Below are 12,424 nucleotides of genomic sequence, written 5' to 3'. Positions count from 1 at the left end.
GCTAAAGAATAACTATTTTAACTCCTTATCATTTAAAATACAGAGAATTATGAAGACTAAAAATATTCTTGTTTTCTTATTGTTGATTGCTGTTTTACCTATCCAGAACGTAGCAGCACAGAAAAAGGCCAAAAAAGACATAGCCATTCAACTTTATTCCGTTCGCGACTTACTTAAAGACATTAATAAAAACGGAGAAGCAAGCCCCAACTATACCGCCATCCTGAAGAAACTTTCTCAAATGGGTTACACTGGTATAGAAGCCGCCAACTATAACAACGGAAAGTTCTACAACCGAACTCCCGAAGAATTCAAGAAAGATATAGAAGGTGCAGGCTTAAAAGTGCTCTCCTCTCATTGTGGGAAGGGACTAAGCGCACAGGAACTTTCCTCGGGTAATTTCACGGAATCTCTGAAATGGTGGGATCAATGTATTGCTGCTCATAAAGCTGCGGGCATGAAGTATATTGTTACCCCTTCGATGGAAACACCCAAAACTCTGAAAGACCTTAAAACCTATTGCGATTATTACAATGAGATAGGTAAAAGATGTAAAGCAAACGGTATGGAATACGGCTATCATAATCATGCCTTTGAATACCAGAAGATAGAAAACAAAGTGATGATGGATTATATGATTGAGAATACCAATCCTGAATATGTTTTCTTTCAGATGGATGTATATTGGGTAGTGATGGGAAAGTGCAGCCCTGTTGATTATTTCAATAAATACCCTGGTCGCTTTAAAGTGCTTCATGTGAAGGATCACAGAGAAATCGGACAAAGTGGAATGGTAGGATTTGATGCTATATTTAATAAAGCTAAAACTGCGGGAGTGAAAGACTTAATCGTAGAAGTGGAAAAATACAGTATGGAGATTGAAGAAAGTATAAAAGTAAGTTTGGATTATTTATTGAAGGCTCCGTTTGTGAAGAATTCGTATAGTAAATAATCTTATATTATTATCTTCTAAACAAAGTGAAATCCTCCCCTTTATTCCTCTGGAGTGGGGAAGGGGAGGAAATTACGGTTTACTCCTTCTTTGATCTTCCTAATTTAAGCTCAATAACAAAAGCGGTAATAAGACCGATGCCTCCAAGAACAAAAATGCAGGCTCCATAAATGATTCCACTGAATCTTTCTATTTTCCAGTTTCCGGCATTCTGGATATAGTCAGGTATTGTAAGGCAACAGATTAAATAACCTACCAATAACCCCAACCCTATACCAATTAATAGAGATCCCGCTTTGAGTGCTCCAAAAGAGAATCCCGAACTAAAATACTTAGGAAATCTAATCTCATTCGGGAACGATTTTACCTCCGTTAATTTTTCAATGAGTGCAAGTCGCTCTTTTCTTCGTGCAAACAGTTCAAACAATTTGTAAATACCCAAAGTGATTATTCCAATAATAGCAGGAATCATAATAAAGTCCATCATAATTATTCTTTTTTTAAGTGATTAATTTCGTTCTTTGTACTGTTTGACGCAAAGACTTTGAAAAGGTTACAAGATAAATACAAAGTTCTAAGATTATTTCATGCTCAATTCTCGTATTTCTCAGCAGCTTGAGAATATTTTCTCAACGGCTTAAGAACAAATACTCAACGGCTCGAGAATAAATACTTAAGGGCTTGAGAATAAATACTCAAACTGGAGAGATTCAGCCTAAACTTGCCCTAAACTTCTTCATGAAGCTGAGTATGAATAATCCAGGCTAAATAATAAGATATTAATAGATGTTACTGTGTAACCTTTCCGCCACACCTGCGTCTAACCTGTAGTATGAATAACATAGACGAGAAACAACATATTAAACAGATCCTTGATGGAGAAACCTAGCTGTTTTCTCTTTTTCTGGATCGGTATAGTCGTCCTGTCTACTCGTTAATTATACAAATTGTACCTTCTTCCGAAGATGCGGAAGAATTGGTACAGGATATCTTTCTGAAAGCATTCAGGAGTTTGGATAAATATAAAGGCGATGCTTCTTTTTCTACCTGGATTTATAAAATAGCTTATAATATGGCTATATCCTTTACACGGAAAAGAAAAAAAGAATACCTTTATATAGAGGAAAATACAATAAACAATGTGCCCGATGATGAAGTGGCAGATCTGCTATGTCCGACAGATAATGAAGAACGGATCGTTCGACTGATGCAAGCCATTGATTTATTGAATACCGAGGAGAAAACACTGATTACTCTTTTTTATTACGAAGAAAAAAAGATAGAAGAGATTGGTGTAGTGCTGGATCTTACCGAAGCGAATGTAAAAGTGAAACTGCATCGCACCCGTAAGAAAATATATGTGTTAATGAATAAAGTATGACGATGGATACCCCCAAAAAGATGAATAACCCGCTGAAAGAAGCATTGGGACGAAATGTCGGGGCGGGATTACCTTCCAACTTCAACTATCGGATGTTGGCACAAATCCGTATGGAAGCAGAGAAACGGCGTAAGCGGAGAGCTTTTGTCGTACTGCTCTCTTTGATTGCGGCTTGTGCCGCCCTTGTAAGTATGGCCGTATATACTATTTCTACCTATTTAGATTTTAATCTGAAAGAATACCTTCCTTCTCTTGATTTAGGGAAAGCTAATTTGGAATTGGCCGGCTTTTACGGATATATAGGTATGCTGGTCTTGCTGTTGTTAGGCATCGATTATTGGGTAAGAAAGCGACATGTGACTAAAGGGAAGTGATTATTGGGAGATGTATATTTACTAATGAAGGATCTGCTAAATTACCGAAATACGATAATAAAAACAGATCCTTCGTCTACTTAGGTGAAAAGAAGTGTACCTTCTTAATCCCTACCGCCTCCTAAAGCCTGATAGAGATTAATAATTCCTTGTATTTCATCAAACTGATCAGCTATCTGTTGCAGTTGTGCCGAAAGCAACGATTGTTGTGCTGTAAGTACTTCCAGATAACTGGTAGAAGTACTGTGTTGCATCAATAATTGAGTACTGTTTACCGCTTTTTCCAGTGAAGTAATCTGTCCGCTACGTAAGGTGGTCTTTCCGCGGGCGGTTTGTACTTGTGTCAAGGCATTATTTACTTCACTTCCAGCATTTAATAAAGCCTGTTGGAAAGCTAATTTAGCCTCTTCCTGTTGTGCTTTGGCTATTTTTAGCTGAGCTACATTCTGCCCCTTATTAAACAGCGGTTGCGTTAATGAACCCACTGCTGAAAGTAAGAGTTTACCCGGATTGATAATGGCACTTCCGGCACTGTTCGTCCACCCGGCTGTTCCACCTAATGTAATAGATGGGTAAAAAGAAGCGCGGGCGGCATTGGTGTTATAGAATGCCGAGGTTAATGAAAGTTCGGCTGTCCTAACATCCGGTCGGCGTGAGAGCAACTGCAAAGGAACACCAATAGTTAACTCTTCAGGGAAAGACTGTCCTTTCAGCGTACCACGTTCAATAGCACCGGGGACATTACCCAATATGATAGAGAGTGCGTTTTCTGCTTCCCTGATTTGTCGCTTAATATCAAGCAAAGAAGATTCAACGGCAAAGCTGTTGGCTTCTGCCTGAGCTACGCCGGCTTCGGTAGTCATACCTGCATTTTTCATAGCACGCATGGTACGCACCGTTTCGCGCCACTTGTCGGCGGTTTCGGCAGAGATCTCATGTTGAGCATCCAGCATTAACAGACTGTAATAAAGGTTAGATACATTGGCTATCAATGAAGTAACCACGGCCTGTTCATACTCCATGCTTTGAAGATAAAGTGCTTTGGAACGACGATTGGCATTGGTCAACTTCCCAAAAATGTCAATCTCCCACGAAGCAGAAACAACCCCTGTGTATGTCCAGGTGCCTTTCGACTTATCAAAGCTGCTAACGCCTCCCTGTGGAGTCAACATAAAAGAAGGAAGGTAAGCCAGACGTGCCGCATTCAGGGTAGCTTTTGCTTCTTCAATACGCCATTGAGCAGATTGCAGGTCGGTATTTCCTTCCAACGCTTGCTCAATGAGCGACTGCAATTTCGGATCAGTAAATAGCTCACGCCACGGCAGGGTGGCGATGGAAGTGGTATCTTCCACTTCCATATCTTGCCTGTATAGTCCTTCGACGGTCATGTCTTCAGGACGTTTATATTTGTTATAGACGTCGCAGCTGCTAAAAGCTATGCCGGCGACGGCTAATAGTATGATTTGCTTTTTCATTATTTATCTGACGCTTGTTTTTTTATACGACGTTTTTCAATCTCTTCTTCGCTTCTTTTCTTCTCTTCCTGAATCTGCCAATCTGGAATAATATTGGGTTGTGCAGGACGGAAACGCTCTTGTAACCACTGGAAAGTGATATACAGAGAAGGAACAATGAAGAGTAGGGCAAGAGTACCAATAATCATACCACCCACTACACCGGTACCCAACGAACGGTTACCATTAGCACCTACACCGGTAGCGATTACCAGTGGAAGCATACCGAAAATCATGGTCAATACAGTCATAAGGATAGGGCGTAAACGTGCTTTAGCTGCACTAACAGCCGAGGCAATAAGTCCCATTCCTGCTTTTCTGCGCTCAACAGCATACTCTGTAATCAAAATCGCAGTTTTAGATAATAGACCGATTAACATGATTAATCCGGTTTGTAGGTAGATGTTATTTTCCAGTCCCATGATTTTTGCAAACAAGAAGCTACCCATTAACCCGGCTGGAACAGCAAGGATGATTGCGAATGGTATGAGGAAGCTTTCGTAAAGCGCACTCAGAATCAGGTAAATCATCAGGATACAGATACCAAAGATGATCGCCGTAGTATTACTCTGCTGATTTTCTTCACGGGTGATACCACCGAAGTCATATCCATAGCCTAATGGTAAAGATGTTGCAGCTGTTTCCTGTACCGCACGAATGGCATCCCCTGTGCTATATCCTTCCGCAGGTATTGCATTCACGGCAATCGAGTTATACATATTGAAACGACTCAATGTTTCGGCACCGTACACACGTGTCAATGATACGAACTGACTTAAAGGAGCCATTTCTCCATTCGCCATACGTACAAAGGTGTTATCCAGTGAAGTTTCATCCATACGATATTGAGGATCGGCTTGAATCATTACCCTATATACTCTGGAGAAACGGTTGAAGTCAGAAACATACTGTCCGCCATAATAACCGGAAAGCGTGCTCAATACAGCATTGGGTGTAATACCGGCACGTTTGCATCGGGCTGCATCTACCTCAACTTCCCATTGCGGATAACGTACGTCGAAAGTAGAGTAAGCCATGGCAATTTCCGGACGTTGGTTCAAAGCACCCAGGTATTGTTGAGTGTTTTGGAAGAAGGTATTCACATCGCCTCCCATCTTATCCTGCATGTTTATATCCAGAGCATTACCCATACCATAACCCGGTATCATACCCGGAGCAATGGCGAAGATGGTAGCGTCTTTGATGTCAGAAGTACGTTGATTAATTTGACTGATAACAGCTTGCACATTTTGCTCTTTCTTGGTACGCTCATCCCAAGGCTTTAATTTGGCAACAATCATACCGAAAGCATTACCCTGACCGGATAACAAACCATAACCAGATACTTTTTGGATATGCAATATTTCGGGAATAGCTTCCAAACGTTCCTGAACGCGAAGTACAATCTCATCGGTTGTCGCCAAAGAACTACCCGGTGCAGTACTGATATTTACGAATATTACCCCTTGGTCTTCGTCGGGCACAAGACTGGTTTTGGTGGTTTTCATCAGAAATACCAATAATACTACCGAACAAGCCAATGTAGCCCATCCTAACCAACGGTGTTTGATGAAGAACAATACAGCATTCTTATATCTTTCTGCTATTACGGAGAAAGCAGCATTAAATGCTTTACGGAAACGGGCAGCGAAGTTATTCTTTTGTGTACCGTCTTCATTAATGTAGGGTTTCAATAACAAGGCGCAAAGTGCAGGACTCAGCGTTAATGCATTAACAGCAGATATACCTACGGCAACCGCCATTGTTAAACCAAACTGTGTATAGAAAGTTCCGGATGTACCACTCATAAAGGATACCGGAATAAACACCGCCATAAACACCAATGAAGAAGTGATAACTGCACCACTGATACCTTTCATCGCATCAATACTTGCCATATAAGAGGACTTATATCCGACATCGAATCGTGCCTGAACCGCCTCGACGACAATAATGGCGTCGTCCACCACCGTACCAATCACCAGAATTAAAGCAAAAAGCGTAATTAGGTTGATACTGAATCCGGCGATAGACATAAATGCGAATGTACCAATCAAAGACACAATTACCCCCACCAGTGGGATAAGCGTGGAACGAATATCCTGTAAGAATATATATACCACCAGAATAACTAGCAAGATGGCTTCGAGCAGCGTTTTTACTACTTCATGGATAGATGCATATAAAAAGTCGTTCGAACTCATCACCTGAGTAAGCTCTATTCCTTTGGGGAGATCTTTTCTGATTTCATCCAGCAAAGCATCTATGTTATTATTTACTTCCGTAGCGTTTGAACCTGCGGTCTGGAAGATCATACAAGATATTCCGTTATGACCATTCAATCCTCCTTTATAGGCATAGCTACTTTTTCCTAATTCAATATCAGCAATGTCTGCCAGTTTCAGTACTTCGCCGTCTTCGGTAGAGCGGATAACGATTTCGCCAAACTCTTCCGGGGTAATCAGGCGGCCTTTGTACTTCATGGTATATTGATAAGTTTCTGATGAATTTTCACCAAAAGAGCCGGTGGCTGCTTCAATGTTTTGTTCGGCCAAAACAGCGGCTATGTCAGAAGGAATCAGTTTATACTGCGCCATAACATCAGGTCGCATCCAAACACGCATACTATAATCACCTCCCATGATCATCATTTCTCCTACACCGGTGATACGAAGAATCTGAGGTTTCAGGTTGATTGTAATGTAGTTTGCCAGGAAGTTTTCATCGTAAGTATTGTCCGGGCTGTGCAGTGAGAACATCTGCAAAATACTGGTTTGACGCTTAAAGGTACTTACCCCCACCTGTGTTACTTCGGTAGGTAGCTGTCCTGTTGCCCGAGATACACGATTCTGTACATTGACGGCAGCCATATCAGCATTTGTTCCTTGTTTAAAATATATGGTGATCGATGCAGAGCCTGCATTCGAAGCCGATGAAGTCATGTAAGTCATATCTTCTACTCCATTGATGGCTTCTTCCAACGGAGCAATTACACTCTTTTGAAGCGTTTCTGCACTGGCACCATAATAGGTAGCATTCACCATTACGGTAGGTGGCGCAATATCCGGATATTGTTCGACGGGTAGTGTAAATAGCCCGATAAGCCCCAGAATGACAATCACAATGGAGATAACCGCCGAAAATACCGGGCGTTCAATAAACATTCTTAAATTCATGAATTTATCCCTCCTTTGTTTGATTGTTAGTAGTGGATTTAGGCTCAATGGCTGTACCATCGCGTAATAAACCTACTCCTTCGGCCACGATAACATCACCAATGTTTAATCCGCTGTTCACGATGTATTCTTTTCCACCATTTACACGGGTTACCTGTATAGGGGTAGAAGTTGCTACTCCATCTACTACTTTGTAAACAAATACTTTGTCTTGTAATTCATACGTGGTTTTCTGCGGAATAACAATGCTGTTCTGTTTTTGAACAGGGATGATAACGTTGCCCGATCCGCCGCTTTGCAATAACTCGTCTTCATTGGGGAAAAGAGCTCGTAGGCTGACTGTTCCGGTAGAAGCATCAATAACGCCACTAATGGTTTCTATTTTACCTTTAGGGTCGTAGATTGATTTATCATTCAATTGCAAGGTAATCGGAGGCATTTCTTCTAAAAACTTTGCTTTGGAGCCATATTTACGGGTAAGCTCCAGTAGTTGGTTCTCGGTCATGGAGAAGTATATGTACATGCTGGAGTTGTCGGATACAGTTGTTAGCGGTTGAGGCAGGTTAGCACTCACCAATGATCCCACCCGATATGGAAGTTTGCCAACTACGCCATCCGAAGGGCTTTTAACCTCAGTGTACGATAGATTGTTGGCTGCATTTACAAGCTGTGCATCTGCTTGTGCCAATTGTGCTTTTGCAGTAAGCAAGCTGTTGTAGGATGTTTGCAAATCGAATTCCGATATTACTTTCTCCTCGAATAGCTGTTTCTTGCTGTTGTAAGTCAGTTCAGAGGTGGCGACAGTGGCACGTGCAGCTTCTACATTTGCTTTGGCTGTCTGTAAAGCTGCCTGATAAGGCACTTGGTCAATTACAAACAAAATTTGTCCTTTGCGAACATTTTGTCCTTCTTTCACATTAAGTTTCGTTAAGAAACCGGATACCTGCGGATAAATATGAATGTCTTGCTTTCCGCGAATGCTTGCAGAGTAAGACGTTTGCAGTTCTTTGTTGGCAGTTGATATTTTTATCACTGCATACTCTGGCTTTTTTTGTGTGTTGACGGGCGCTTGCCCACAGGAGACGAGTATCACACCACAGATGAACATCATCATCTGTTTGATCATGCTTTTTTTAGTTACCATAAAAGAATCTTTTAATACCTATTTTTATTTGAGGTTGCAAAGTTATACCGTTTTTGAACAGAATGCTCGTTCGTTTTGTAAGTTCCATTGTTCATTTTCGGAGTATTCCTACGATTTTAAGGATAGATATTATAACTTTGTATTTGTTTAGATTTTCATGAAATATAGGTATGAATCCATTATTAATAGCTGAGGAAGAAGTCTTCAAGGCAGGTAAAGATAAGTTGCTTTATTCTCCTGGCAGGTTAGATAAAATAACTAATGGCTCACTGATTTATTGTGTTAGTGGAGAAGCAGAGGTAATGATCAATCTGAAGCAATATCAGGTTATACCGCATACCTGCATGGTGTTATTTCCGGGAAGTATCTTCTCTGTCTCGTCGGCCAGTGAGGATTTTCTGGTGCTTTATTTCTCTTTTTCGAAAGAGATGGTAAAGAAGATATTCTTTCGCCTGGAGCCTTCTTTTATTCATTTTTTAAAAGAGACTGCTTGTTTTACCTCTGTTCATCCGGATTCAATAAAGGTTACTCTTTGGGTGTTGGAAACTGGCTTGGCAATATATGACGAGAAAGAAAATGTATTCAGAGATCGTATCGCTCAGCATCTGCTGCAAATATTCTTTTTAAATGCGTTTGATAAAGCACAACGCCTATTTACCAAAGCACAACTGGAAGGAGCAGACAGAAAGAGCCAGTTGTTTAAGAAGTTTATCAGACTCGTTCATACACATTGTGTGGAACAGCGAGATGTTTCTTTTTATGCCGAAAAATTATGTATTTCTTCGCGTTACCTTTCCGAAGTAACCAGATCTGTAACTAAACATTCAACGAAGAAACTTATAGATGAATTTCTGGTATTGGAAATTAAAGTACTTCTGCAAACCACAAATTTGTCTTTAAAGGAAATAGCAGAGCGTTGCCGATTCCCGGATCAGTCTTTCTTTGGACGATATTTTAAGAAGCATACAGGAATGTCGCCTAAAGAGTTTCGGGAGAAGATGTAAGCAGCGTGTTTGTTGATCTAAGTTGAAGAGCTGATTAACAATACATTTCAGATAAAAGTATAAAAAGAGAGTTGCCCAATCAAGCAACTCTCTTTTACTTTTATCTTTATATTGGTAAGGATAATCTCTCTTACTTTCTATAATAAGCCAAATCATCCTTATCGAACTTGCGGATAAAGTTGATATGCTTTTCAACCTCTGCTTCGGCATAGCGAACGTACACTTGTGCAGAAGAGTTGAATAGTTCGCTGCTTTGGCTGGCATCCTGCACCAATAGGTGTCCCATAATGATATCGGCAGCCATCTCTACTAAGCGGCGAGCACAGAAATCCAATAATTCCTGATCTTTCTCTTCAGTGATTTGAGCTACGGCAGCAGCATATTTGCTGGCCATGTCTTTTAGCTTGTTTTTCAATCCTTCCAATTCGGGAGCTACTTCCATAGCTTCGTACTCGCGCATACGATTCAAATAAGCACCAGTAGTTACATAACGGATTGCTGCTACTACCTGAAGTTGAGTAGTTCCTTCATAAATAGAAGTGATACGAGCATCGCGATAGATACGTTCGCAAGCATAATCTTTCATGAAACCTGAACCACCGTGAATCTGGATGCAATCGTATGCATTCTGGTTAGCATATTCACTACCCATACCTTTGGCAAGCGGAGTGAAGCTATCGGCCAATTTAGCGAATGTCTTTTGTTCCTGACGTTCTTCGGGAGTCAGCTTGCGTTCTTTAGAAATGTCGTCCAATGCTTTGTAAACGTCTACAAAACGAGTGGTTTCATACAACAAAGAACGAGAAGCATCTAATTTAGCTTTGATTAAAGAAAGCATTTCAGAAACAGCAGGGAACTCGATAATTGCTTTACCAAACTGTTTACGATCTTTCGCATAAGCCAACGCTTCATTATAAGCAGCTTGAGATAAACCTACTGATTGAGCAGCAATACCCAAACGGGCACCGTTCATCAAAGCCATTACGTATTTAATAAGACCCAACTTACGATCGCCACAAAGTTCTGCTTTCGCATTTTTGTAAACCAACTCGCAAGTAGGAGAGCCTTTAATACCCATTTTGTTCTCAATACGACGAACAGTTACGCCACCGTTACGTTTGTCATAGATAAACATAGAAAGACCACGACCGTCACGAGTACCTTCTTCCGAACGGGCAAGTACTAAGTGAATATCAGCGTCGCCATTGGTGATGAAACGTTTTACACCATTCAGGTACCAACATTCGTCTTTTTCGCTGTATGTTGCTTTCAGCATCACAGCTTGAAGGTCGGAACCTGCATCGGGCTCTGTTAAGTCCATCGACATGGTTTCTCCACTACAAACACGGGTGATGTAGCGCATCTTTTGATCTTCGTTGGCGAACTCGTAGATGGTTTCGGCGCAGTCCTGAAGTCCCCAAAGGTTTTCAAAACCAGCGTCGCTGCGACTTACCATATCGGCAGCCATCATATAAGGAACATTTGGGAAGTTAAGACCGCCAAAACGACGAGGCATTGCCATACCCATCAATCCGGCTTTGGTGGTAGCATCTAAGTTTGCTTGTGTGCCACTTGCATAAGTTACGCGACCGTTTGCAACGCTTGGTCCTTCGTGGTCAACGCCTTCTGCATTGGGGGCTACAATATCGCCACAGATTTCGCCTACAATTTCCAGTACTTTATCGTAGCTGTCCATTGCATCCTCAAAATCTCTGGGAGCGTAATCGAAATTATTCTTGTCAGCATAGTCGCGCTCTTTGAGTTCGACAATTCTCTTCATCAATGGATGATTAAGGTGATGCTTAAGTTCAGGAGTATCTTGATAAAAGTTTGCCATCTTATTTACTATTTGCTTTATAATACTTAATCATTTTAGGAACCACTTCTTCGATGCTTCCTGTAATCACATAGTCTGCAATCGTATTGATGGGTGCATCCGGATCGTTATTGATTGAAATAATCATAGAACTTTCCTGCATACCTGCAATATGTTGAATTTGTCCGGAGATACCGCAAGCAATGTACAACTTAGGACGTACGGTAACACCAGTTTGACCAATTTGACGATCGTGGTCGGCATATCCGGCATCTACGGCAGCACGGCTGGCGCCTACTTCGGCGTTCAATACTTTGGCAAGATCAAATAGTAAATCAAAGTTTTCTTTCGAACCTACTCCATAACCTCCGGCTATTACGATAGGAGAGCCTTTTAAGTTATGCTTGGCTTTTTCTATATGACGTTCGATTACTTTTACGATAAAGTCAGATTCAGAAACATAATCCTTCACATCATGTTTAACCACTTCTCCTTTGTAAGTAGGAGAAAGGATTTCTTTCTTCATCACTCCTTCGCGCACAGTAGCCATTTGTGGGCGTTGTTCCGGATTGATGATTGTTGCCACGATGTTACCACCAAAGGCAGGACGAATCTGATATAACAAATCTTTATAAGTAACTCCTGCTTTCTTATCTTCGTGATCTCCGATTTCAAGCGAAGTACAGTCGGCAGTTAAACCACTGTGCAGTGCAGAAGATACACGAGGACCTAAGTCGCGACCGATAACGGTGGCTCCCATCAAACAGATTTGAGGTTTCTCTTCCTGGAACAGCTTCACTAAGATAGAAGTATGTGGAAGTGAAGTATAAGGGTAAAGTCCTTCGCCATCAAAAACATGAAGTTTATCTACTCCATAAGGAAGAACTTGTTTTTCAATATCTTTCAGGTTGGTACCTGCAACGATCGCTTCAAGCTGACAGTTTAACTGAGTAGCTAACGAACGACCTTTGGTAAGAAGCTCGAGACTCACATCGGCCACGATACCATCTTCTATTTCGCAATATACAAATAAGTTGTTCATGATTTTAAGTTTATAAGTTTT

10 protein-coding genes are annotated in these 12,424 nt (G+C 41.1%); 4 read left to right on the top strand and 6 right to left on the bottom strand.

All coding sequences use genetic code 11. The features are described from left to right. Positions 1-49: 49 nt before the first annotated feature. A complete protein-coding gene (locus tag D0T60_RS08800; RefSeq protein WP_163217809.1) occupies positions 50-952 on the top strand; it encodes a sugar phosphate isomerase/epimerase in 903 nt (300 codons plus the stop codon). Between the two features lie 79 nt (positions 953-1,031). Here the strand turns inward: D0T60_RS08800 and D0T60_RS08795 are convergent, their stop codons facing one another. Further along, positions 1,032-1,439: a DUF6249 domain-containing protein gene (locus D0T60_RS08795; protein WP_163217808.1), complete on the bottom strand. Its 408-nt coding sequence runs from the start codon at positions 1,437-1,439 to the stop codon at positions 1,032-1,034. A 402-nt stretch (positions 1,440-1,841) separates the two neighbouring features. On the opposite strand from D0T60_RS08795, the gene D0T60_RS08790 reads away from it, so the two are divergent. Both D0T60_RS08790 and D0T60_RS08785 read left to right on the top strand, forming a co-directional pair. Continuing rightward, positions 1,842-2,333 carry an RNA polymerase sigma factor gene (locus D0T60_RS08790; protein ID WP_239059528.1) on the top strand — a complete coding sequence of 164 codons (492 nt, stop codon included), beginning with the start codon at positions 1,842-1,844 and terminating at the stop codon, positions 2,331-2,333. Between the two features lie 2 nt (positions 2,334-2,335). Then, positions 2,336-2,707 carry a hypothetical protein gene (locus D0T60_RS08785; RefSeq protein WP_163217807.1) on the top strand — a complete coding sequence of 124 codons (372 nt, stop codon included), beginning with the start codon at positions 2,336-2,338 and terminating at the stop codon, positions 2,705-2,707. A 104-nt stretch (positions 2,708-2,811) separates the two neighbouring features. Here the strand turns inward: D0T60_RS08785 and D0T60_RS08780 are convergent, their stop codons facing one another. The 3 genes from D0T60_RS08780 to D0T60_RS08770 are packed head-to-tail and all read right to left on the bottom strand — an operon-like array spanning position 2,812 to position 8,541. Continuing rightward, a complete protein-coding gene (locus D0T60_RS08780; protein WP_163217806.1) occupies positions 2,812-4,182 on the bottom strand; it encodes a TolC family protein in 1,371 nt (456 codons plus the stop codon). Continuing rightward, positions 4,182-7,397, bottom strand: a complete 3,216-nt coding sequence (locus tag D0T60_RS08775) for an efflux RND transporter permease subunit (RefSeq protein ID WP_163217805.1) — start codon at positions 7,395-7,397, stop codon at positions 4,182-4,184. The genes D0T60_RS08780 and D0T60_RS08775 overlap by 1 nt, the downstream gene beginning before the upstream one ends. Positions 7,398-7,401: 4 nt before the next feature. Continuing rightward, a complete protein-coding gene (locus tag D0T60_RS08770; RefSeq protein ID WP_163217804.1) occupies positions 7,402-8,541 on the bottom strand; it encodes an efflux RND transporter periplasmic adaptor subunit in 1,140 nt (379 codons plus the stop codon). A 170-nt stretch (positions 8,542-8,711) separates the two neighbouring features. Between D0T60_RS08770 and D0T60_RS08765 the strand changes: the two genes are divergently transcribed. Beyond that, positions 8,712-9,545, top strand: a complete 834-nt coding sequence (locus tag D0T60_RS08765) for an AraC family transcriptional regulator (RefSeq protein ID WP_163217803.1) — start codon at positions 8,712-8,714, stop codon at positions 9,543-9,545. A gap of 130 nt (positions 9,546-9,675) precedes the next feature. On the opposite strand, the gene D0T60_RS08760 is transcribed toward D0T60_RS08765, so the two are convergent. Together D0T60_RS08760 and D0T60_RS08755 are read right to left on the bottom strand one after the other, a co-directional pair. Continuing rightward, positions 9,676-11,382 carry an acyl-CoA dehydrogenase family protein gene (locus D0T60_RS08760; protein WP_163217802.1) on the bottom strand — a complete coding sequence of 569 codons (1,707 nt, stop codon included), beginning with the start codon at positions 11,380-11,382 and terminating at the stop codon, positions 9,676-9,678. Position 11,383: 1 nt separating this feature from the next. After that, the gene (locus D0T60_RS08755) at positions 11,384-12,403 is read right to left on the bottom strand and encodes an electron transfer flavoprotein subunit alpha/FixB family protein (RefSeq protein WP_163217801.1); all 1,020 of its coding nucleotides are present in this window, start codon (positions 12,401-12,403) and stop codon (positions 11,384-11,386) included. Between the last annotated feature and the right edge of the window lie 21 nt (positions 12,404-12,424).

The organism is Bacteroides sp. 224 (assembly GCF_010500995.1).
Taxonomy (GTDB): domain Bacteria; phylum Bacteroidota; class Bacteroidia; order Bacteroidales; family Bacteroidaceae; genus Bacteroides.
Note: the sequence above shows the minus strand (reverse complement) of the source record. Positions and strands in the feature narration are given on the sequence as shown.

Coding starts and splice junctions, on each gene's coding strand:
- D0T60_RS08800 (WP_163217809.1), top strand. CDS start 50: ATGAAGACTAAAAATATTCTTGTTTTCTTATTGTTGATTGCTGTTTTA.
- D0T60_RS08795 (WP_163217808.1), bottom strand. CDS start 1,439: ATGATGGACTTTATTATGATTCCTGCTATTATTGGAATAATCACTTTG.
- D0T60_RS08785 (WP_163217807.1), top strand. CDS start 2,336: ATGGATACCCCCAAAAAGATGAATAACCCGCTGAAAGAAGCATTGGGA.
- D0T60_RS08780 (WP_163217806.1), bottom strand. CDS start 4,182: ATGAAAAAGCAAATCATACTATTAGCCGTCGCCGGCATAGCTTTTAGC.
- D0T60_RS08775 (WP_163217805.1), bottom strand. CDS start 7,397: ATGAATTTAAGAATGTTTATTGAACGCCCGGTATTTTCGGCGGTTATC.
- D0T60_RS08770 (WP_163217804.1), bottom strand. CDS start 8,541: ATGGTAACTAAAAAAAGCATGATCAAACAGATGATGATGTTCATCTGT.
- D0T60_RS08765 (WP_163217803.1), top strand. CDS start 8,712: ATGAATCCATTATTAATAGCTGAGGAAGAAGTCTTCAAGGCAGGTAAA.
- D0T60_RS08760 (WP_163217802.1), bottom strand. CDS start 11,382: ATGGCAAACTTTTATCAAGATACTCCTGAACTTAAGCATCACCTTAAT.
- D0T60_RS08755 (WP_163217801.1), bottom strand. CDS start 12,403: ATGAACAACTTATTTGTATATTGCGAAATAGAAGATGGTATCGTGGCC.